The organism is Paraburkholderia sediminicola (assembly GCF_902859805.1).
Classification (GTDB): Bacteria; Pseudomonadota; Gammaproteobacteria; order Burkholderiales; family Burkholderiaceae; genus Paraburkholderia; species Paraburkholderia sediminicola.
Window position 1 is genome coordinate 93,071 of record NZ_CADIKC010000015.1, and the last position, 20,103, is coordinate 113,173.

A 20,103-nucleotide genomic window follows, 5' to 3' on the forward strand; every position below is an offset into this window, starting at 1 on the left:
GCCATGAGCAAAAAAACCATCGAAGGGCGACTGGTCACCATACCGCTCAATCAATTGCACATTTCGCCGCTGAACGCGCGTGCAAACGATACGAGCGATGTGACCGAACTCGCCGCGCTATTGGAATCGCAAGGGCAGCTGCAGAACCTGATCGTCACTCCGGAAGACGGTGATCAAGGCGTCGTCGGTGGCGGGCGCCGTTATCGCGCGTTCAAGCTGCTCGAGCAAAAGGGCAAGGTCCCGGCCGACCACCCGGTCTTCTGCCTGCTCACGACTCCCCAGCACGCGCTGGCAGCGAGCGTGGCCGAGAACAGCGGGCGCGAGGCCATGCACCCCGCCGACGAGTTTTATGCGTTCAAGGTGCTTTTCGAGGAAGGCACGCCGGTCGAAGATATCGCCGCGCAGTTCGGCGTCACGCCGCTAGTTGTGCAGCGCCGCCTGACGCTTGCCAAGGTGTCGCCGGAACTGGTCGATATCTACCGCAAGGGCGGCATGAATCTCGAACAGCTGCAGGCCTTCACGCTCACGGACGATCAGACTCTGCAGTGCAAGGTGTGGTACGGCGCGTCGCAGTTCTACAAGCACGCCTCCCATCTACGCCAGGCGCTTACCAAGGGTCAAACGGACACGTCCAGCCTGCGCACGGCCAAGTTTGTCGGGCTCAATGCGTACGAAGCCGCCGGCGGCAATGTGCTGCGCGATCTTTTTGGCGGTCCTGATAGCGGCTACATCACCGATATGGCGCTGCTGCAGAAGCTGGCCAGCGACAAACTCGAAGCCGCGGCCGAATCGCTGCGTGCCGAGGGCTGGTCGTTCATAGAGGTGCTTCCTGAGATCGGCTACAACGAAACGAGCCGCTACACCCGCAGCAAACCGAAGGTGCGCACCTTCACTGCCGAGGAAACTGCCGAGCTCGAGCAGCTTCACGAAATAGCCGCGTCAACCGAGCAGGCAATGGAGGGCCTCGAAGGCGACGACGATAACCAGCTTACCGATGGCGAATATGCGGAGATCGAGGATAAGAACCGGAAGGCAGTCGCCCGCATCAATGAGCTAAAGGCATCGCTCGAAACCTTCAGTGATCGCCAGAAGAAAAGCGCAGGCGCCGTGCTAGGCATCAACCATAACGGCGTGCTCGAGATCCATCGCGGCATGATCGACCCGAAGGTAGCGGCGGCCAAAGAGAAGGTGAAGGAAAAGGCCGATCGGGACAAGCGCATCGCCGCTGGCGAGGCCGTCGAGCCCGAGAAAGCCACCTACAGCGAAGTCCTGCTGCGCAAGCTCACCGCGAATCGGTCGGCTGCCATGTCCGCGCACCTGCTCGAAGCACCGCGCGTGGCCCTCGATCTGCTTTGTTCGTCGCTGCTCGCAAAGGTGCTCCACACCGGCTACTACGGATCTAGCGGGCTCGCGATCGTACCGACCGAGCAGCTGACGAACCTCACGTCCAATGCGGACGATATGGAAGAGAGCAACGCGTGGGCCGCGCTCACCGAGCGGCGCACGCAGCTGCTAGCTGAACTGCCTGAGGATCCGGACGCGATTTTCGGCTACGTGGCTTCGCGCAGCGCCGTCGACGTGATCGAGCTGCTCGCATTCTGTACGGCGGCCTGCATCAATACCACCGTCAGCAATGATCGCGCGCGACCGCTCGAGCATGTTGAGCAAACGATCGGTCTGAACATGGCCGACTGGTGGCAACCGACGCGCAAGTCCTATCTCAGCCAAGTGGCTAAGCCCGTGATCATCCAGGCGCTTGAAGAGGTAGGGATCGGCGAGCTCGCGATCAAACAGGCCGACAAGCTGAAGAAAGGTGAGCTCGCGCAGAAGGCTGAAGAGCTGCTCACGGATACCGGTTGGCTCCCTGCCCTGCTTCGTCCGGTAACTCCGCCCGCGGCGAAGGTGGCAAAGCCCAAGGTCACAGCAAAGCCTAAGGCTGCGCCAGCCGCGAAGAAGGCCGCCGTGCGTAAGACACCCGCCAAGGTGATTCGCGGCGAACCGGGCTTCGTGCCGACCGAGCCAGCAGGCAAAGGTAAGCCCATCAAGACGCCGCTCGATCCGGCTGCGGCGTGGCCGTTCCCGACCACGAGGCCGTAACCATGCCAGACATCGTCGAACTGGCGCGCGAGGCTGGCCTCACCGTGGTCCTGAACGGGCGCATCGGGCAGCAGGAATACCACAGCGTGACCGGACCGATCAGCGCGCTGCAGCGTTTCGCCGAGGCGTATCGCACAGCAGCTGAGCACGACGAAGACAAGGCGAAGAACGATTGAATTTGCAGCACCGGGCGCGGCCGGACCACCGCGCAATAAACCAACCTGAGGTAGACCATGAAGCGCATCACCCTTGCAGTTGCAGCAGCACTTTCCCTCGCCATCGCACCGGCAGCTTTCGCCGGCGGCTATTCGAATAACACCACGAGCTCGTTCAGCGGCGGGTTCGGTTCGTCGTCCAGCACGTCGGGTGGCTCGCAGGCCTCCGCCGGCCAGAACGGCAACGGCTATTCGTCGCAATGGAGCAATTCGGCAGGCGGCGGCTATGCCATCGGCGGCACGCTGATTGGTGCCGGCGTCGGTTCGTATGGCTTTAGCGGTTTCGGCGGTGGTGTCTCGGCGTCGGGCAGCTACACCGGCAGCACTTCGAATGCGAGCGCCGGCGGCTACACGAGCGGTTCGGGCTACGGCTCGAGCAAGTCGGGTGTCGGCACCGACGTCAGCGGCTACGGCTATACCAACCTCGCCGGCAGCTATTCCTACGGCCAGTAACGAAGAAGGCCTTCGATACCGTAAATATCGAAGGCCCCGACCACACACCTTGGGGGTGTAACGATGAACACGAAAATCACCGTCGCATTGATTCTAGCACTGGGGACCATTGGTCATGCGCAAGCTCAATCGTCGTCTACGGCGACGCAGTCCAGCGCGTCTCAATCCACTGCACAGGGCACGATCCAGTTCTCACAGACCCCGGAACATACGACAGAAACCGTTCGGAATGTTTCGGCACCGGTCCTGGGGGCTTACGCGGCTTCTTTCTCTCAGATGAACTGCGGCCAGACGGTCCAGTTTGGTGGCGCGATCGCCGGCGTGTCGCTGGTCGGCGGCGCTTCTCATAGCCTGCTCGACTGCAAGCTCGAGGTCGCGGCCGCCGAGACCGTGCGCCAGTCGACCGTCACCGACGACTCGACGACCAAAGCGAACCTGCAGAAGGCCGCGGTGCTGATCCGTTGCCAGGTGAGCAAAGAGGTCTATGACGCATACCGCGCCGCCGGCTTCGATTGCTCGCTCAAACCGGCCGAGCTCGAGTCGCGCACCGATACGCAGCCAGCCAACTATCGAGTGGCGGGTAACTGATGTATGGCGAACCGCGCCGCCGCGGAGCGTTCCTGGACGCGGCGCGCGCGTACGCCACTTCGCGGATCCCGACGGATAGCGCGACGCACACGTTGTGCGCCGAGTTCGTCGAGATGATCGCGCGAGATCGCGGTGAGCGAGTTGTGTTGCACGTTGGTTCGGTTGTGATCGCGCGCAGCAGCTCGAGCACCAAACAGAGTAGTTCGGCGCGCTGACTCTCTCGACAGCGCGGCGTGTGTTTGACCGGGCCTGCGCTTCGGCCCGGTCCTTTTTCTGGAGTGACCATGGAAACACCACTGAACAAAGAGCAGGTCTATGACGCTCAGATCAATCCGTTGATGGCCCAGATCATCGAGATCTGCCAGACCAACAAGATCGCATTCGTCGCTTCGTTCTCGATCCCGAACGAAGGGGATGAAACCCTTGCATGCACGACGGCGCTGTTGACCGCCGAAACCGAACCGCCTCAGAACCTCGTCGACGCGCTGCGTGTGCTACGCGGTGGGCGTCGCGCATTGCGGGCGCCTTTCATGTTGCGCACCGAAAACGGTGACGGCACCACAACGCTAACCGCAATCGCCACCTAACGATCATGCCCTGCACGCCCTTTCGCCTGCCTGGTGGTATCTCGGGCATCGTCTGCACCCGCGGGCGAAAGAGCGTGCGGCACTGCTCGGTTGACGGTTGCACGGCGCCGAGCGGTTTCCAGTGCGATTACCCGGTCAAGGCCGGCAAGACATGCGATCGACATCTGTGCGTGAAGCATGCGCACGAGATCGGCGCTGATCTGCACCGCTGTCCGGAGCACGTCGACGTGGCCGCACAAAGCGATCTATTTGAGAAGTAGAAGTGAAAACACCGTTGTCTTTCTACAAAGGAGAAGTCATGCAGCAAATTCAACTTCCACCGCTCGTCGACGGACAGATCTATCTGCACGGCCGCATCAACAAACACGGCGATGTCGAACACACAGTGCTCGTGGCCGTGAACGACAAGCGCCTGCCGCGCGACCTGCAGCGTGAATGGGCAAAGAGCGTAGGTGGCGTTCTGTACAACCGTATCGATGCGCTCGTGATGTACAACGAGCACCTCGAACTTGTGAAGCCCGAAGCCTATTGGACTGATGACGACGTCGAGTGGGATCCAGCTTACGCCTGGTGTCAGTACTTCAGCCACGGCGACCAGATCATCATCCACAAGAGCGCTGAGCTCCGCGCGGTTGCCGTCAGCAGATTCACTATTTGATTCATTCACTCATTCGAACTTCCATCCGGAGAGATTCAATGTCCCAAGTCACACTGGATCACATCGAGTCCGAACACGCGCGCATCGGCGCGCTGATCGAGCAGTTCAAGCAGCAAGCCGTCGCCACCGAATATGTCATCGAACGGACGGTGATCCCGCTCCCGGCCGGCGCACGCGTCGCCGGGCCGATCTTCAAGGAAGACGGTGCGCTCGACTATTACCTGATCCTGCACAAGGGCGAATCCAGCGATGTCAATCACGCCGCCGCGAAGGCATATGTTGGCGATCGCGGCTTCAAGCTTCCCAATCGTCGCGAAGGGCGGCTCTTGCAAGCCGCCTTTCCGGAGTTCTGCGCCGAGGGAAGCATGTGGCTCGAAGAGGACTACGAGCCGGACCCAGCTTACGCCTGGTATCAGAACTACGACTACGGCAACCAGAACGGCTACCGCGAGAGCGCTGAGCTCCGCGCGGTTGCCGTCAGCAGATTCATTCCTTCAGTAATTTAGTCATTCAGCCACTATGGCCCTCCACACCGAACTCGACGTGTACAAGACGGGGTTTGACCTTTTTAAGAAGGTCACAGGCATCGTCAAAAACATGGAACGCTCATTCAAGCGATTGATCGGCGAGGATATCGTCGAAGAAATGAAGCGCCTCCTGATTCTCGTCTATCGCGCCAATGTGGCCGATGACAAGGTGCCTCACCTGTCTCAGTTGATCGAGCGAGTAAAACTCGTCGAGTCGCTCTTCCGTCTCGCGTGGGACTTGAACGAGATCACGGACCGCCAGTATTGGGCCGTTATCCGTCTCACGGAGAGCATCAGCAAACAAGCTGTGAAGTGGAGGGAGTGGGCCGCTAAACGCCCGTCTCATGGAGGTTCACGCCGCCATGACTGAGCACCGTTTCAATCTGGTCGTGCCGCTGGCCCACAAGGCCACCGCCATGCGCAATGAGGATACCGACCACCGGCGTGTGAATCGGTCCGGCGCAGTTTCCCAGCTGAGCAATCGGCCGGGCGACGTAGATAGCACGATGGTCCAGCTTATGCCTGGTATCAGAACTACAACAACGGCAACCAGAACAACAACCACAAGAGCGCTGAGCTCCGCGGGGTCGCCGTCAGCAGATCGAAACGCAGAAGCGGATTTTGGTTCCAAACTCGTCACGGCGTACCGTGATTGCCGGCGCACGAAGCGCAATAGCGCTAGCGCCCTTGCGTTCGAAGCGAATCTTGAACGCAACATAGCAGCCCTGCATGATGAGCTGACCGATGGCAGCTACCTACCCGGCCGCTCGAAGTGTTTCATTATCACGTGGCCGAAACCACGCGAAGTGTGGGCTGCAGACTTTCCCGATCGGGTCGTGCAGCATTTTCTGTACAACCATGTCCGCGAGCGCTTCGAGCGAGCTTTCATCGCCGATAGCTGCGCCTGCATCAAGGGGCGCGGCACGCTGTACGCGGCACGGCGCCTCGAAGCAAAGATCCGATCGATTACCGAAAACTGGTCGCGCCCGGCGTATTACCTGAAGTGCGACATAGCAAACTTCTTCGTCAGTATCCCGAAGCCACTCCTGCTCGAGCTGTTTCTCACGAGGATCCGCGAACCATTCTGGCGATGGCTGACCGAAATCGTGCTGATGCACGATCCGCGCGGTGACTTCGACTACCTCGGCGATCGCGCGCTCATGGAACTCGTTCCGCCGCATAAGCGGCTGCTCGAGCAACGGCTGCATTTCGGCCTCGCAATCGGCAATCTGATCAGCCAGTTCGCGGCGAACGTGCTGCTCGACGTTCTCGACCAGTTCGTCAAGCACGGGCTCCGCGTGCGTCATTACATCCGTTATGTCGATGACTTCATATTCCTCGACGAATCGCCGGCGAGGCTTAACGAGATTCTGGCCGAAGTAACCGCCTTCCTGCCGAAGTATCTCGGTATCCAGCTCAATCCACGCAAGACGATCCTGCAGCCGATTGACCGCGGTGTCGATTTCGTCGGCCAGGTTATCAAACCGTGGCATCGCTCGACGCGTAAGCGTACGCGCAACGAAGCGTTGCGCAGGGTCGCGACCGTGCCAGCCGACGAATTGATGCCGGTTGCCAACTCGTATTTCGGGCTTCTTGGCCAAGCAACTGCCAGTCATCACGACCGTGCATTACTCGCGAATGTTGTGCGATCGCGCGGTCACGCGATCAATTTCAGTCTCACGAAAACTTACCGGGGTACCCGATGAGCGAGAACAGCAAAATCGAATGGACCGACCACACGTTCAACCCTTGGGAGGGTTGCCAGAAGGTCGGGCCGGGCTGCGATCACTGCTATGCGGAAGCCCGCAACGCGCGATTCGCCGGTGGTGCCGCGATTAACTGGGGCCCGGGCGCCCCGCGTCGACGCACGTCGACGGCGAACTGGCGCAAGCCGATCGCATGGAACGCAGCTCACCGCGAGTTCTTCGCCGAGCACGGTCGACGCCAGCGGGTATTCTGCGCGTCGCTCGCCGACGTGTTCGACAACGCCGTCGGCGTCGCCTGGCGAGCGGACCTCTTCGATGTGATCAAGGCCACGCCGAATCTTGACTGGTTGCTGCTGACAAAGCGCATCGGTAATGTCATGTGGATGCTCGGCGAGATAGCCGGATTTCGCTGTGACGCCGCATGGCTCAGCAATCCTCGATTGCCAGACAACGTTTGGCTCGGCGCGACGATCGTCAATCAGGAAGAAGCCGACCGCGACATTCCTAAGCTGGTCCAGACCCCGGCCCGCGTACATTTCCTGAGCATGGAGCCATTGCTCGGCCCGGTCGATCTCACCTCAATTCCATGGGGTGGACACCGCATGAGCATGCTGCAGGGATGGAATAGCCCCGAGCACGGTGTGCATTGGGTAATCGCTGGTGGCGAGAGTGGCCACGAAGCGCGGCCGATGAGCATTCAATGGATACGAGGCCTGCGCGATCAATGCGGTAGCGCCGGCGTGCCGTTTCTATTCAAGCAATGGGGTGAATGGGCGCCCGCCGGCATGCATCCGTCCGATACACCGGGGCGCTTCGCCTTCGGCGACTATGAGCATGAGCCGGCGCACTTCATCCAAACCGATCATTACCCGCGTGCGTTCACCCGATTCGGCGCACGCTGCATCCTCGAACGTGTCGGCAAGAAAGCCGCTGGTCGACAACTCGATGGCCGCACGCACGACGAATTCCCGCGAGGTGCCGCATGAGTATCCGAACCCTCATCGAGATCAACCACGATCTGCTGCACAGGCTTCAGGATAACCCCGAGATCATCGCGGAGATCCTGGGCCAGCTGGGAACATCGCGCTACAACGCCGAGCTCAACGAGGCGAATGTTGGCGGCCGAGCCCTCGATATCTGGAACGGCGTTCGGATCGTCCACCAGTACCACCACTCCACGCGCGTGACGGTCAAAACCGAATACGCCGAGGTCAAACTATGAAGGCACTTTCCATCCGCCAGCCGTGGGCGTGGCTGATCGTCAACGACCATAAGGATGTCGAGAACCGGACGTGGTCAACGAAGTATCGCGGCCGCGTGCTCATCCACGCCGGCAAAGGCATGACGCGCGACGAATATGACGATGCGCTGGCCACCGTGCTGCACGTCGGCTATCGAGGGTTCTTCCCGCCTCGCGAGCAGCTCGAGCGCGGCGGCATTGTTGGGGCCGCGACGATCGTCGGTTGTGCACACCCTGACAACCGCACCTCTCCCTGGCACATGAGCGGGCAGTTTGGTTTCGAGCTCGCATATCCGAAGCCCATTCCTTTTGTTGCCTGCAAGGGTGCGCTCGGGTTCTTCGAGGTTCCGGCAGACGTCGCTGCGCAGTTGCGCCAGATGCATGACCTTGGAGCCATCACGTGAGCGATATCAAAACCCTCGGCGATGCGCTGCCGGACGAAATCGCGCGCGTGACGGTGATCCTCGGTCATTACATCGAGATCGGCCGCGCCGGCGCTTTCGGCGCCATGTTGATTCGCGCCTCGCTCGATCGCGCCACGCGCGCCGCCGCGAGCGGCGACATCGTCGCAATGATCCAAGCATTGGAAGATCTGAAGGGATACACGGAATGACCGAGGCAGCACAACGCGTGATCGACGTCACGCGCAGATATTGGTTTGGAGAGTGATTATGTCCGACTCGATGTTTTTGACCCCAGAGCAACTCGTTGAGCTCACCGACCGCCGGCAGAGCGCCAGCCAGGTGCGGATCCTGCGCGAGATGGGTATCGAGCATAAGGTACGCGCGGATAGGCGCGTGATGGTGCTGCGCGAGCACGTGAAAGAACAGTTCGGCTCGCGTAAGGCGAAGGAGTCCGCACCCGTCGAAGCGTTCAACTGGAGCGCAGCGTAAGTGCCCAAAAAACGCCTGGCCGAGAACAATGGTTTGCCAAAGCGCTGGCGACTCATCCATGGGGCGTATTACTACCGGGTGCCACCCGGGTTCGAGACATCATGGGACGGGAAAAAGCAGTTCCGTCTGGGCAAGTCGCTGCCCGAGGCCTATCGGACTTGGGCCGATCGACTCAGCGCACTCGATGATGCCGACACAATTGGCGATCTCCTCGATCGCTACTCTCTCGAAGTGGTGCCGAAGAAGGAAGTAACGACGCAGGCTCAGAACGCGATCGCGATCAAGCGACTGCGCGCCGTTATGGGCGCACATCCCCTTAACGCGTTGAAGCCGCGGCACATCTATCAGTACGTCGATAAGCGCGCCGCCAAGACCTCGGCACATCGGGAAATCGAAGTCCTGTCACACGCATATACCAAAGCCGTGGAGTGGGGATATATCGACCGACACCCATTCAAGGGCGAGGTACGCCTGACGGGAGAGAAGGCGCGCACGCGGTACGTCGAGGATTGGGAGATCGTCGAATGTCTTTCGATCGAATCGCGGCGCAAGGCTGGCAGCGTGCGCGCCATCCAGGCATATATGCGGGTGAAGCTTCTCACCGGCATGCGCCGCGGCGATCTGTTACGCCTCGGGCCTGCGAATCTCAAAGACGATGGTATTCACGTGATGCCGGGAAAGACCGAGGGGTCAACTGCAAAGCGGATCATTTATGAATGGTCCGATGCGCTGCGCGAAGCCGTGGCCATGGCTATGGCTGCTCGGCCAGTCCAGATCGCGCCGTGGCTGTTCTGCAATCGTCGAGGTGAATGCTACTTCAACGAAGAATCGGGGCGCGCCGGCGGCTGGGACACGATGTGGCGGAATTTCATGACGCGCGTGCTCGAGGAGACGAAGCTGAAGGAACACTTCACCGAGCACGATTTGCGCGCGAAATGCGCGAGCGATGCCGAGACGCTCGAGCATGCTCAGGCACTTCTAGCGCATGCCGACGGCAAGGTAACGCAGCGGATTTACCGGCGAAAACCGGAACGCGTGAGGCCTTTGCGATGAAAATTCTATGGCACAGAGCCAGTTTTATGGCACAGCGCAGATTTTCAAAATGCTGCAAAAGCTTGCTGGAAGGGTGGCGGAGAGAGGGGGATTCGAACCCCCGATAGGTTATTAACCTATACACGCTTTCCAGGCGTGCGACTTAAACCGCTCATCCATCTCTCCGGCGGGGAGCCGAATTATAGCAAACTTCGGGCCCTGCGCCAGACCCATGCGCAAACCGGCCTATGGATGCCGGATGTAGTCCACCAGCGCCCTCGTATAAGCGTCCGGTTTCCGGTCCACGAGACTCACCCCGATCGCCACCAGAAAGCCCGCCGGCACGGCGAACACGCCGGAACTGATCGGTTCGATACCGAACCACCTTGCGCCGGCAAAGCCCGTCATCTGCGTGAAGAACGGATACGTCGACACGATGTAGTAAATGCACACCACCAGTCCCGCCACCATGCCCGCCACCGCCCCAAGCCGCGTAGTCCGCTTCCAGAACACCCCCAGCACCAGCACGGGAAACAGACTCGAAGCCGCCAGCGAAAACGCCGCGCCCACCAGAAACAGAATATTCCCCGTATTCAACGAAGCCACGTACGAAGCGAACAGCGCCACCCCCAACAGCAAAATCTTCGAGATCGTCACGCGCCGCTGACTCGATGCCGTCGGATCGACCATGTGGTAGTAGACGTCGTGCGATAACGCATTGGCGATGGTCAGCAGCAAACCGTCCGCCGTCGAGAGCGCCGCGGCCAACGCACCGGCCGCGATCAGCCCGGACATCACATACGGCAGCCCCGCAATCTCGGGCGCGGCGAGCACCACCATATCCGGCTGCATCTGGATCTCGCTCCAGCGCACGATACCGTCGCCGTTTGTGTCAGCGAGGCTGATCAGACTCGGCTCGACCTTGCGCCATTGCGTGAGCCACTGCGGTAAATCCGAAAAGTGATGACCCACCAGGTTGGTCAGCATCTCGTACTTGATCAGCACCGCCAGCACAGGCACCGTCAGATAGAACAGCGCGACGAAGAACAGCGTCCAGCCGACCGAGCGTCGCGCGGACGCCACCGAGGTCGTCGTGTTGTAGCGCGTCAGGATATGCGGCAGGCTCGCCGTGCCAAGCGAGAGACACAGCAGCAGCGACAGAAAATTACGCTCGTGTGTGCGCCTGTCTTCTTCGCTCGTGACGGGAAACGGCTCGTGCATCGGCACCGGCGCGGCCGCGCGCATCAGCATTTCGTCACGGCGTTGAGTCCACACGATCTGTGCAGCGGCGGCATCGCGTGGGAATTGTTCGAGCGCCCGCTCGCGTTCCTTGATCTCGCGAAGCGGACCATTGTGGCGTCTCAAGTCGGCGACTTCCTGCGTGAGGCGCAGCTTCTCGTCGACGAACGATTGCGGCAGCGTGTCGAGCCGCATCTGCATCAACTCGGCGCGCCGCCGATAATCGTCGCGTACGGTCTGTTCGAGCGGCGCGTCGCGCACCTGCTTCTCCAGCCCCTCGACGCGCTCCATCAAGCGCCCGTAGTTGAATTGCGGCACCCAGCCGAGGCCATCCTTATGCGCGATCATCGACACGGGAATCAGAATCGCCGCGATCAGAATGATGTATTGCGCGACCTGGGTCCACGTCACCGCACGCATGCCGCCCAGAAACGAGCACACGAGAATGCCCGCGAGTCCGCAGAAAATGCCGACCGCGAAATCCACGCCGATAAAACGCGTCGCGATCAAGCCGACGCCCTGAATCTGCGCGACCAGATAAACGAAAGAGCACAAAATCGCCGCTAACGCAGCGAGTCCCCGCACCGCGTTGCTCGAAAAGCGTGTGCCGAGAAAGTCGGGAATCGTGTAGCGCGCGAGCTTGCGCACATATGGCGCGAGCAGGAACGCGACGAGGCAATAGCCACCGGTCCAGCCCATCAGATACGCGAGGCCGTCATATCCGGTCGCATAGATCGAACCGGCGAGGCCGATGAACGATGCAGCGGACAACCAGTCGGCCGCAGTCGCCATGCCGTTGAAGACGGACGGCACGCGCCGCCCCGCTACGTAGTATTCGACGAGGTCGGATGTGCGCGACAGCAACCCGATCACCGCATACACCGCGATCGGCACGAACAGGAACACATAGCCGATCCATACGCCGGGGCCAGTAGTCCGCTCGATGCGCCACATCACATAGATGAAAAGCAGGAAGCCGAGCGTATAAAGCGCGTATGAACGGATCAGCCGGTTCGTGAGCTTCATCGGCTCAGCTTCCGCGCGCAGTGGGCGCGGTGGAATCGGCGCTGGCGTTGACACCGTCATCGGCACTGACGCTGGCATCCGCATCGAAAGCGCGTTGCAGACGGCGGTCGGCGCGCTGCATCAGCAGGATATAAACGACGATCAACGCCACGTAGATCAGAATCGCCCCTTGCGCTCCGAAGTAGAACGGCAACCTGAAGCCGATGAAGCGCACCTGATCCAACGCCGGCGCCACCAGCGGCAAAACGAACGACACCACGAAACCCAAGGTCATCAACGTCGCGATCAATGCGAGATTGAAGCGCCAGTATTTCTGATGCGCGCGCGCCATCGCTGCCGAGACCGGAGGGGGTTCGGGTGCGGGATTGAGCGTAGCGTGAGAGGTGTGGTGCGGCGCGGCCATGCGCCTATGTATCAAAAAGCCACCGGGCAGGCAATCGGGATTGTCCGCGCGGTGGCTTTAACTGCCCGATGTCACGGGTCGGTACCTGGGTCCAGCCAAGGGCACATCGTTCGACATACCTTGGCTAAAAACCCAGGCAAACCTAAGCTCAGAGCGACTCGCCGAGCTGATCGAGAATCGCCGGGTTCTCCAGCGTCGAGACGTCCTGGGTGATTTCCTCGCCCTTCGCGAGCGAGCGCAACAGGCGGCGCATGATCTTGCCCGAACGCGTCTTCGGCAGGTTCTCACCGAAGCGGATGTCCTTCGGCTTGGCGATCGGACCGATCTCCTTGGCGACCCAGTTGCGCAGTTCGTTGGCGAGCTTCACTGCTTCTTCGCCTTCAGGACGCGCGCGCTTGAGCACCACGAATGCGCACACAGCTTCACCGGTGGTCGCATCAGGACGACCCACCACCGCCGCTTCAGCCACGATCGGGTTCGACACCAGCGCCGACTCGATCTCCATCGTGCCGAGGCGGTGGCCGGACACGTTGAGCACGTCGTCGATGCGGCCCATGATCGTGAAGTAGCCAGTTTCCTTGTCGCGCACCGCACCGTCGCCGGCGAGATACAGCGTGCCGCCGAGTTCCTCGGGGAAGTAGCTCTTCTTGTAGCGGTCCGGATCGCCCCATACGTTGCGCAGCATCGAAGGCCATGGACGCTTGACCACCAGAATGCCGCCCTGTCCGTTCGGCACGTCCTGGCCGGTTTCATCGACCACGGCCGCCATGATGCCCGGCAGCGGCAGCGTGCAAGAACCCGGCACCAGCGGTGTGGCGCCCGGCAGCGGCGTGATCATGTGGCCGCCGGTTTCGGTTTGCCACCACGTATCGACGATCGGGCAACGGCCGCCGCCGACGTTCTCGTGATACCACACCCACGCTTCCGGATTGATCGGCTCGCCGACCGTGCCGATGATGCGCAGCGTCGACAGGTCGTAGCTCTTCGGATGCACTTTCGCGTCGGCTTCGGCGGCTTTGATCAGCGAGCGGATCGCAGTCGGCGCGGTATAGAACAACGTGACCTTGTGCTTGGCGATCATGTCCCAGAAGCGGCCGGCGTTCGGATAGGTCGGCACGCCTTCGAACACGACCTGGGTGCCGCCGAGCGTCAACGGACCATACGTGATGTAGCTATGGCCGGTGATCCAGCCGATGTCGGCAGTACACCAGAACACATCCGTGGGCTTCCAGTCGAACGTCCACTTCATGGTCTGCGCGGCCCACAGCAGGTAGCCGCCGGTGCTGTGCTGCACGCCCTTCGGCTTGCCGGTCGACCCCGACGTGTACAGGATGAAAAGCGGATGCTCCGCACCGACCCACTCGGGCGCGCATTGATCCGATTCAGCCTCTGTGAGTTCGTGCATCCACAGATCGCGGCTTTCGTCCCATGCGATCTTGCCGCCGGTTCGCTTGTAGACGATCACGCTCTTCACTGCGTCGCAACCGCCCATGGCGATGGCTTCGTCGGCGATGTTCTTCAGCGGCAATGCTTTGCCGCCGCGCATCTGTTCGTCGGACGTGACGAGCGCGACGGCGCCCACATCGACCAGCCGTTCATTGAGCGATTTCGACGAAAATCCGCCGAACACCACCGAGTGCGTTGCACCGATTCGTGCACACGCCTGCATCGCGACAATGCCTTCGATCGACATCGGCATGTAGATCACGACGCGATCGCCCTTCTTCACGCCGCGTTTCTTCAGCGCGTTCGCAAAGCGCGACACACGTTGCAGCAGATCCTGATAGGTGACGTTGGTGACAGTGCCGTCGTCGGCTTCGAAGATGATCGCGACGCGCCCGCCATTGCCGGCTTCGACATGACGGTCGATGCTGTTATACGACGCGTTCAGCTGGCCGTCTTCGAACCATGTGTAGAAAGGCGCCTTCGATTCGTCGAGCACTTTGCTGAAAGGCTTGTTCCAGCTGAGCGTCTCGCGAGCGAGGCGCCCCCAGAAACCTTCGTAATCGCGCTCCGCTTCGGCGGCAAGCGCCCGGTACGCATCCATACCGGAGATCGACGCACCTGCCGCTGCTTCAGCGGAGGGCGGGAAAACACGGCGTTCCTGAAGAACCGATTCAATCGCAGACATCGACAACCCCTTGGTGAAGATGAAACGTAAAACCTGTGCCGGCGCGCCTGTGGCTCGCCATGTCATGATGGCGCCGCCATTCGCGATCATTCGTGATCGATAGGCGCGCGCTGTCTCCAACCCTCGCGCAGCGATCGCCGATCGCTGCGCCGCGGCCCGTTCCCCTTTCACTTATATCCATGTCGCAGCGCAACATAAATGAGTGGCTAACGTTCCGCTCTCATGTTCAAACATAAACTTTGCAACTTACCGGCCACTTACGCGAGGCGCATCGCGTGGCGGGCGAAAACCCTTATGCGGTTCAGACTAGTCACGCACGGCATGCTACGCGTTACGGTCCGTGCATGCGTGCTGATCGACATGCTGACCCAGGCGACGCGTGCCGAAATCGGGCATAGGGGAAGCATCACGTGCGCCGCACCGGCGCTTCGCCGGCACTTCGCCCGCACTTCGCCCTTACGCTGGCTCTCACGCCCTCTTACAATGCTAACTGAACTAGCCGTCTGGATTCCAGCTTGAATCGATACTCGCTGCGTCTCATTACCCCGCCTGCGTGATGCGCGACGGCAGAGATCGGACTGGCGAGCCTGGAGGTCAAGCAATACCGCCGGCAGCCTCGTAAGCGCCGCACTGCCCGCGGCGGCGCAGCAAATTCACCCGACGCTGTACAATAGCGCGCCTGACGCGAGCTTTTCCGGCCTCCTCTCGCCGCGTACCGCGCCGTCTGCGCCTCGTTTGCGTGCTTGATCCGCGCGTCTGGTTTGCGCTTCGGGTCAGCGCATTTGGTCCGTGTTCCGTCACCTGCGTTTCATCTGACTCTTGCCTATGTCCGCTCCGCGCCCCGACTCAGCCCGTCAGCGCCGCCCGCTGCGCCCGCTCCCCGCCCTCATCTTCATGAGCCGCTGGCTGCAAGTGCCGCTCTACCTCGGTCTGATCGTCGCGCAAGGCGTGTACGTCGTCCTGTTCCTGAAAGAAGTCTGGCATCTGGTCAGCGCGTCCATGACGCTCGACGAAACCAACATCATGCTGGTGGTGCTCGGCCTGATCGACGTGGTGATGATCTCGAACCTGCTGATCATGGTGATCATCGGCGGGTATGAAACCTTCGTGTCGCGCCTGGGCGTTGAGGGTCATCCGGACGAACCGGAATGGCTCGACCACGTGAACGCCGGCGTGCTGAAGGTGAAGCTTTCCATGGCGCTGATCAGCATCTCGTCGATCCATCTGTTGAAGACCTTCATCAGCCCCGACCAGAATTCGACGCACACCATCATGTGGCAGGTCATTATCCACGTCGCGTTCCTTCTCTCGGCGGTGGTGATGGCGCTGGTCGACCGGCTTACCACGCATACGCATCCAAAACATTTTCAGGAGCCCGCGGGACTGCATCCGCTGGGCTCTAACGGTTCCACTCCCCTGAAGGCGCACGACTGACCGCACTGCCCTGCGAGTCTGATAACAAGCGCCATTGTCCCCACTGAGCTAGCCATCATGACCGTCATCAAACAGGAAGATCTGATTCAGAGCATTGCTGATTCGCTTCAGTACATCAGCTATTACCACCCGCTCGATTACATCCAGGCCCTGGGCCGCGCTTACGAGCTCGAAGAGAGCCCGGCCGCGAAGGATGCGATCGCGCAGATCCTCACCAACAGCCGCATGTGCGCCGAAGGCAAGCGCCCGATCTGCCAGGACACCGGCATCGTCACGGTGTTCGTGAAGGTCGGCATGGACGTGCGTTGGGACGGTGCGACGATGGGCGTCACCGAGATGATCAACGAAGGCGTACGCCGCGGTTATCTGAACCCGGACAACGTGCTGCGCGCGTCGATCGTGAGCCCGCCGGAAGGCGCGCGCAAGAACACGAAAGACAACACGCCGGCCGTGATCCACTACGAGATCGTGCCGGGCGACAAGGTCGACGTACAGGTTGCGGCGAAGGGCGGCGGCTCGGAAAACAAGTCGAAGTTCGCGATGCTGAACCCGTCGGACTCGATCGTCGACTGGATTCTGAAGACCGTGCCGACCATGGGCGCAGGCTGGTGCCCGCCGGGCATGCTCGGCATCGGCATCGGCGGCACCGCTGAGAAAGCGATGGTGATGGCGAAGGAATCGCTGATGGATCCGATCGACATTCAGGACGTGATCGCGCGCGGCCCGCAGGACTGGATCGAAGAACTGCGTGTCGAACTGCACGAGAAGGTCAACGCGCTAGGTATCGGTGCACAAGGCCTGGGCGGTCTTGCCACCGTGCTCGACGTGAAGATCATGGCTGCACCGACGCACGCTGCTTCCAAGCCGATCGCGATCATCCCGAACTGCGCGGCGACCCGTCACGCGCACTTCACGCTGGATGGTTCGGGCGTGGCGAAGCTCGAAGCGCCGTCGCTCGACGCATGGCCGAAAGTGCAGTGGGAACCGGACACGGAAAAGAGCCAGCGCGTCGATCTGAACACGCTGACGCCGGAACAAGTCGCAGCCTGGAAGCCGGGCCAGACGTTGCTGCTGTCGGGCAAGATGTTGACGGGCCGTGACGCGGCACATAAGCGCATCGCCGACATGCTCGCGAAGGGCGAAAAGCTGCCGGTCGACTTCACGAATCGCGTGATCTATTACGTCGGCCCGGTCGATCCGGTGCGCGACGAAGCAGTCGGCCCGGCGGGCCCGACCACCGCCACGCGGATGGACAAGTTCACCGAGACGATGTTGTCGCAAACCGGTCTTATTTCGATGATCGGCAAAGCCGAGCGCGGCCCGGTCGCGATCGAGGCGATCAAGAAGCATAAAGCCGCGTATCTGATGGCCGTGGGCGGCGCCGCTTACCTCGTGTCGAAAGCAATTCGCAGCGCGAAGGTTCTCGCGTTTGAAGACCTCGGCATGGAAGCGATCTACGAGTTCGACGTGCAGGATATGCCGGTAACCGTTGCCGTCGATTCGAACGGCACCTCGGTGCACCAGACTGGCCCGAAGGAATGGCAAGCCAAGATCGGCAAGATTCCGGTCGCGACGGTTTGATCGAAATTTGATCGGCAGTAACAGCTGAAAAATGGAAGCCGGGGCCTCGAACCCCGGCTTTTTTTATGATGAAATGAGAACGGTACGCATCACGCACAAAACCTTGCAAATCAAGGCAAAAAACTGTGTTTTTTGCCTTGGCTTTTTGTCCTTCGGCGTTTATTGTTCTGGGAAATTCAAGTCTCTAATAAGGAAACCCCATGCAAGGCGACAAGAAAGTTATCGAGTATCTGAACTCCCAGCTCAAGAACGAGCTCACCGCCATCAATCAGTACTTCCTGCACGCGCGGATGTACAAGCACTGGGGCCTCGAAAAACTCGGCAAGCATGAATACGATGAATCGATCGGCGAAATGAAGCACGCCGACTGGCTGATCGAACGCATTTTCATGCTTGACGGCCTGCCGAACCTGCAAGACCTGCACAAGCTGCTGATCGGCGAAGAAACCAAAGAAATCCTCGAGTGCGATCTGAAGCTCGAACAGATTTCGCAAAGCACCTGCAAAGAAGCAATCGCGTATTGCGAATCCGTTCGTGATTTCATCTCGCGCGAAATCTTCGTGAAGATTCTCGACGACACAGAAGAACACATTGACTGGCTTGAAACGCAACTGGACCTGATCGACAAGGTCGGCATCCAGAACTACCAGCAAACCGCAATGGGTTCGATCGAGTCCTGATCGGTCCACGTTGGAACGGCCCGCGCGGGCGGTATACTTGCGCACTTCCCCGTTTTCGTGAGTTTGCCGTGACCGCTGTGCCGCGCGTGTCCTCATCGCCTATGACCGCTGAATCGCCGTCCTCAAGTGCCAGGGTTGCCACCTCAGGTGGCGGTTCGCGAGCGCCGGTCGGCATATTCGACTCGGGTCTGGGCGGTTTGTCGGTGCTGCGGGCGGTCCGGGCGCAACTGCCCGGCGAAGCGCTCATCTATGTCGCCGACTCGCTCTACGCCCCCTACGGCGAACGCGACGACGACTTCATCGCCGACCGTACCCTCGCAATCGGACAATGGCTCGCCAGCCAGGGCGCGAAGGCACTGGTGGTCGCATGCAACACGGCGACTGCGCAATCGATCGCGCTGGTCCGCGAAAAGCTGGCGATTCCGCTGGTGGGAGTCGAGCCCGGCATCAAACCGGCCGCACTGCAGTCGAAAACACGTGTCGCCGGCGTGCTCGCCACGCAAGTGACCTTGCGCAGTGCCCGCTTTCAGGGGCTACTGGAGCGCTACGCTGCCGATTGCCGTTTTCTTTGCCAGCCGGGCCACGGGCTTGTGCAAGCAGTAGAGCGCTGCGACGTGGGTTCCGCCGAACTGCGCGCGCTGCTGCGCAGCTACCTGCAGCCCATGCTCGATGCCGGCGCCGACACTCTTGTGCTCGGCTGCACCCACTACCCGTTTCTTGATGCGGCGATCCGCGACATCGTCGGCGACCGGCTCATGCTGATCGATACGAGCGTGGCCATTGCGCGTCAGCTGGAGCGGGTACTTGATCAGCACGGATTGCGCGCCGCCCCGGAAAGCGCCGGCACTGTTCTGCCCCGTTTTTATTCGACCGGCGACGGCACCCATCAGCAACAGCTCGCCGCGACCCTGCTGCAAATCGATGCCGCAGTCGACCAGGTCGTGATCCCGTCGCGCCGCACGGCAGCGCCGGACTCCCAAGCCGCATAAAACCCCTCGCCGTCGCGTTTTTGCGCCGTCGCGCGACCTTTTTGCGCGCTTTTTAGGCGTTTTCGCACCTTCTCCGCCGCTTGCCCAGGCTCCCGCTCCTTAGGCGAAACCCTTCTAAGAGTCTGGTTTTGTTACAAAAAATCATGCAGGACGCTTGCCAAACGGGCCAATCAAAATGATAATAGTTCGCATTAACGTTAGCTATGACGCCCTGCCATGATTGTCTGTGTCTGCAAGTCTGTTTCTGACCGAAAGATCCGTGCCTCGATCGCGGATGGCGTCGACTCGTTCGACGAGCTCCAGTTCGAACTCGGCGTCGCTTCCTGCTGTGGCAAGTGCGCGGAATCCGTGCGCGACGTCATGATGGAAAGCGGCGTGTGCGCGAGCCGCTGCGGCTTCGATCATCACACGCAGGCCATGCCGCTGACGTTTTACGAACGCAAGGCCGCCTGAGTCGCGGCTTGAGGGTGCGGCCCGTGCGGCGCGCCCAAGGTGTTCACTGCCTCACTGCTTCACGCTCTGTTTTTAAGCGCGGTTTCACGCGTCTTCCCACTGCCGTCAGCAAGCCAGTATCCGTACCAGCCAGCTACCCGCTCATCCGTTAAAAGGAGTTCGAGATGGAAT

At 60.8% G+C, this 20,103-nt stretch carries 23 protein-coding genes and 1 tRNA gene; 20 read left to right on the plus strand and 4 right to left on the minus strand.

The window, feature by feature from the left end; genetic code table 11:
- The first annotated feature begins 3 nt into the window (after positions 1-3).
- The 15 genes from R8871_RS34340 (at position 4) to R8871_RS34410 (ending at position 10,017) form a co-directional block, all read left to right on the plus strand.
- A complete protein-coding gene (locus R8871_RS34340; RefSeq protein ID WP_175054387.1) occupies positions 4-2,097 on the plus strand; it encodes a ParB/RepB/Spo0J family partition protein in 2,094 nt (697 codons plus the stop codon).
- Positions 2,098-2,099: 2 nt separating this feature from the next.
- The gene (locus tag R8871_RS34345) at positions 2,100-2,273 is read left to right on the plus strand and encodes a hypothetical protein (RefSeq protein ID WP_175054388.1); all 174 of its coding nucleotides are present in this window, start codon (positions 2,100-2,102) and stop codon (positions 2,271-2,273) included.
- A 57-nt stretch (positions 2,274-2,330) separates the two neighbouring features.
- Positions 2,331-2,765 (plus strand): hypothetical protein, encoded by a 435-nt coding sequence (locus R8871_RS34350; RefSeq protein WP_175054389.1) that lies wholly within the window; start codon positions 2,331-2,333, stop codon positions 2,763-2,765.
- 63 nt (positions 2,766-2,828) lie between these two features.
- Entirely contained in the window at positions 2,829-3,353 is a 525-nt protein-coding gene (locus tag R8871_RS34355) for a hypothetical protein (protein WP_175054390.1), read from the plus strand.
- 284 nt (positions 3,354-3,637) lie between these two features.
- Positions 3,638-3,940 (plus strand): hypothetical protein, encoded by a 303-nt coding sequence (locus R8871_RS34360; protein WP_246287963.1) that lies wholly within the window; start codon positions 3,638-3,640, stop codon positions 3,938-3,940.
- A 298-nt stretch (positions 3,941-4,238) separates the two neighbouring features.
- On the plus strand, positions 4,239-4,598 hold the full coding sequence (locus R8871_RS34365; protein ID WP_175054392.1) for a DUF1566 domain-containing protein: 360 nt from the start codon (positions 4,239-4,241) through the stop codon (positions 4,596-4,598).
- A 38-nt stretch (positions 4,599-4,636) separates the two neighbouring features.
- On the plus strand, positions 4,637-5,104 hold the full coding sequence (locus R8871_RS34370; RefSeq protein ID WP_175054393.1) for a DUF1566 domain-containing protein: 468 nt from the start codon (positions 4,637-4,639) through the stop codon (positions 5,102-5,104).
- A gap of 13 nt (positions 5,105-5,117) precedes the next feature.
- A complete protein-coding gene (locus tag R8871_RS34375) occupies positions 5,118-5,495 on the plus strand; it encodes a four helix bundle protein (RefSeq protein ID WP_175054394.1) in 378 nt (125 codons plus the stop codon).
- Between the two features lie 202 nt (positions 5,496-5,697).
- Positions 5,698-6,831, plus strand: coding sequence for an RNA-directed DNA polymerase (locus R8871_RS34380; protein ID WP_456095321.1), 1,134 nt, complete (start codon positions 5,698-5,700; stop codon positions 6,829-6,831).
- Positions 6,828-7,817 (plus strand): phage Gp37/Gp68 family protein, encoded by a 990-nt coding sequence (locus tag R8871_RS34385; RefSeq protein WP_175054396.1) that lies wholly within the window; start codon positions 6,828-6,830, stop codon positions 7,815-7,817. Before R8871_RS34380 ends, R8871_RS34385 begins: the two co-directional genes overlap by 4 nt.
- Positions 7,814-8,053, plus strand: a complete 240-nt coding sequence (locus tag R8871_RS34390; protein ID WP_175054397.1) for a hypothetical protein — start codon at positions 7,814-7,816, stop codon at positions 8,051-8,053. Before R8871_RS34385 ends, R8871_RS34390 begins: the two co-directional genes overlap by 4 nt.
- Positions 8,050-8,475, plus strand: coding sequence for an ASCH domain-containing protein (locus R8871_RS34395; protein ID WP_175054398.1), 426 nt, complete (start codon positions 8,050-8,052; stop codon positions 8,473-8,475). The genes R8871_RS34390 and R8871_RS34395 overlap by 4 nt, the downstream gene beginning before the upstream one ends.
- Entirely contained in the window at positions 8,472-8,684 is a 213-nt protein-coding gene (locus R8871_RS34400) for a hypothetical protein (protein WP_175054399.1), read from the plus strand. Before R8871_RS34395 ends, R8871_RS34400 begins: the two co-directional genes overlap by 4 nt.
- A gap of 58 nt (positions 8,685-8,742) precedes the next feature.
- Positions 8,743-8,964, plus strand: coding sequence for a DUF4224 domain-containing protein (locus R8871_RS34405; RefSeq protein WP_175054400.1), 222 nt, complete (start codon positions 8,743-8,745; stop codon positions 8,962-8,964).
- A complete protein-coding gene (locus R8871_RS34410; protein WP_175054401.1) occupies positions 8,965-10,017 on the plus strand; it encodes a tyrosine-type recombinase/integrase in 1,053 nt (350 codons plus the stop codon). It abuts the gene before it with no gap.
- A 74-nt stretch (positions 10,018-10,091) separates the two neighbouring features.
- Here R8871_RS34410 and R8871_RS34415 read toward each other — a convergent pair.
- From R8871_RS34415 to acs, 4 genes are all read right to left on the minus strand, one after another.
- Positions 10,092-10,182, minus strand: a tRNA-Ser gene (locus R8871_RS34415).
- Positions 10,183-10,242: 60 nt separating this feature from the next.
- On the minus strand, positions 10,243-12,261 hold the full coding sequence (locus R8871_RS34420; RefSeq protein ID WP_175054402.1) for a sodium:solute symporter family protein: 2,019 nt from the start codon (positions 12,259-12,261) through the stop codon (positions 10,243-10,245).
- 4 nt (positions 12,262-12,265) lie between these two features.
- On the minus strand, positions 12,266-12,664 hold the full coding sequence (locus tag R8871_RS34425; RefSeq protein ID WP_175054403.1) for a DUF4212 domain-containing protein: 399 nt from the start codon (positions 12,662-12,664) through the stop codon (positions 12,266-12,268).
- A 148-nt stretch (positions 12,665-12,812) separates the two neighbouring features.
- The gene (acs, locus tag R8871_RS34430) at positions 12,813-14,795 is read right to left on the minus strand and encodes an acetate--CoA ligase (RefSeq protein WP_175054404.1); all 1,983 of its coding nucleotides are present in this window, start codon (positions 14,793-14,795) and stop codon (positions 12,813-12,815) included.
- Positions 14,796-15,620: 825 nt separating this feature from the next.
- On the opposite strand from acs, the gene R8871_RS34435 reads away from it, so the two are divergent.
- The 5 genes from R8871_RS34435 (at position 15,621) to R8871_RS34455 (ending at position 19,932) form a co-directional block, all read left to right on the plus strand.
- Complete coding sequence (locus R8871_RS34435) at positions 15,621-16,229, plus strand: TIGR00645 family protein (RefSeq protein ID WP_175054405.1); 609 nt, start codon at positions 15,621-15,623, stop codon at positions 16,227-16,229.
- A gap of 57 nt (positions 16,230-16,286) precedes the next feature.
- Complete coding sequence (locus R8871_RS34440) at positions 16,287-17,810, plus strand: fumarate hydratase (RefSeq protein WP_175054406.1); 1,524 nt, start codon at positions 16,287-16,289, stop codon at positions 17,808-17,810.
- A 200-nt stretch (positions 17,811-18,010) separates the two neighbouring features.
- Complete coding sequence (bfr, locus tag R8871_RS34445; protein WP_054042121.1) at positions 18,011-18,490, plus strand: bacterioferritin; 480 nt, start codon at positions 18,011-18,013, stop codon at positions 18,488-18,490.
- A 101-nt stretch (positions 18,491-18,591) separates the two neighbouring features.
- The gene (murI, locus tag R8871_RS34450; RefSeq protein ID WP_175054438.1) at positions 18,592-19,479 is read left to right on the plus strand and encodes a glutamate racemase; all 888 of its coding nucleotides are present in this window, start codon (positions 18,592-18,594) and stop codon (positions 19,477-19,479) included.
- 216 nt (positions 19,480-19,695) lie between these two features.
- Entirely contained in the window at positions 19,696-19,932 is a 237-nt protein-coding gene (locus tag R8871_RS34455) for a (2Fe-2S)-binding protein (RefSeq protein WP_175054407.1), read from the plus strand.
- The last annotated feature ends 171 nt before the right edge of the window (positions 19,933-20,103 follow it).

What these genes read in the sequence shown, in the direction of transcription:
- R8871_RS34340 (WP_175054387.1), top strand. Translation starts at nt 4, where the DNA reads ATGAGCAAAAAAACCATCGAAGGGCGACTGGTCACCATACCGCTCAAT.
- R8871_RS34345 (WP_175054388.1), top strand. Translation starts at nt 2,100, where the DNA reads ATGCCAGACATCGTCGAACTGGCGCGCGAGGCTGGCCTCACCGTGGTC.
- R8871_RS34350 (WP_175054389.1), top strand. Translation starts at nt 2,331, where the DNA reads ATGAAGCGCATCACCCTTGCAGTTGCAGCAGCACTTTCCCTCGCCATC.
- R8871_RS34355 (WP_175054390.1), top strand. Translation starts at nt 2,829, where the DNA reads ATGAACACGAAAATCACCGTCGCATTGATTCTAGCACTGGGGACCATT.
- R8871_RS34360 (WP_246287963.1), top strand. Translation starts at nt 3,638, where the DNA reads ATGGAAACACCACTGAACAAAGAGCAGGTCTATGACGCTCAGATCAAT.
- R8871_RS34365 (WP_175054392.1), top strand. Translation starts at nt 4,239, where the DNA reads ATGCAGCAAATTCAACTTCCACCGCTCGTCGACGGACAGATCTATCTG.
- R8871_RS34370 (WP_175054393.1), top strand. Translation starts at nt 4,637, where the DNA reads ATGTCCCAAGTCACACTGGATCACATCGAGTCCGAACACGCGCGCATC.
- R8871_RS34375 (WP_175054394.1), top strand. Translation starts at nt 5,118, where the DNA reads ATGGCCCTCCACACCGAACTCGACGTGTACAAGACGGGGTTTGACCTT.
- R8871_RS34385 (WP_175054396.1), top strand. Translation starts at nt 6,828, where the DNA reads ATGAGCGAGAACAGCAAAATCGAATGGACCGACCACACGTTCAACCCT.
- R8871_RS34390 (WP_175054397.1), top strand. Translation starts at nt 7,814, where the DNA reads ATGAGTATCCGAACCCTCATCGAGATCAACCACGATCTGCTGCACAGG.
- R8871_RS34395 (WP_175054398.1), top strand. Translation starts at nt 8,050, where the DNA reads ATGAAGGCACTTTCCATCCGCCAGCCGTGGGCGTGGCTGATCGTCAAC.
- R8871_RS34405 (WP_175054400.1), top strand. Translation starts at nt 8,743, where the DNA reads ATGTCCGACTCGATGTTTTTGACCCCAGAGCAACTCGTTGAGCTCACC.
- R8871_RS34420 (WP_175054402.1), bottom strand. Translation starts at nt 12,261, where the DNA reads ATGAAGCTCACGAACCGGCTGATCCGTTCATACGCGCTTTATACGCTC.
- R8871_RS34425 (WP_175054403.1), bottom strand. Translation starts at nt 12,664, where the DNA reads ATGGCCGCGCCGCACCACACCTCTCACGCTACGCTCAATCCCGCACCC.
- acs (WP_175054404.1), bottom strand. Translation starts at nt 14,795, where the DNA reads ATGTCTGCGATTGAATCGGTTCTTCAGGAACGCCGTGTTTTCCCGCCC.
- R8871_RS34435 (WP_175054405.1), top strand. Translation starts at nt 15,621, where the DNA reads ATGTCCGCTCCGCGCCCCGACTCAGCCCGTCAGCGCCGCCCGCTGCGC.
- R8871_RS34440 (WP_175054406.1), top strand. Translation starts at nt 16,287, where the DNA reads ATGACCGTCATCAAACAGGAAGATCTGATTCAGAGCATTGCTGATTCG.
- bfr (WP_054042121.1), top strand. Translation starts at nt 18,011, where the DNA reads ATGCAAGGCGACAAGAAAGTTATCGAGTATCTGAACTCCCAGCTCAAG.
- murI (WP_175054438.1), top strand. Translation starts at nt 18,592, where the DNA reads ATGACCGCTGAATCGCCGTCCTCAAGTGCCAGGGTTGCCACCTCAGGT.
- R8871_RS34455 (WP_175054407.1), top strand. Translation starts at nt 19,696, where the DNA reads ATGATTGTCTGTGTCTGCAAGTCTGTTTCTGACCGAAAGATCCGTGCC.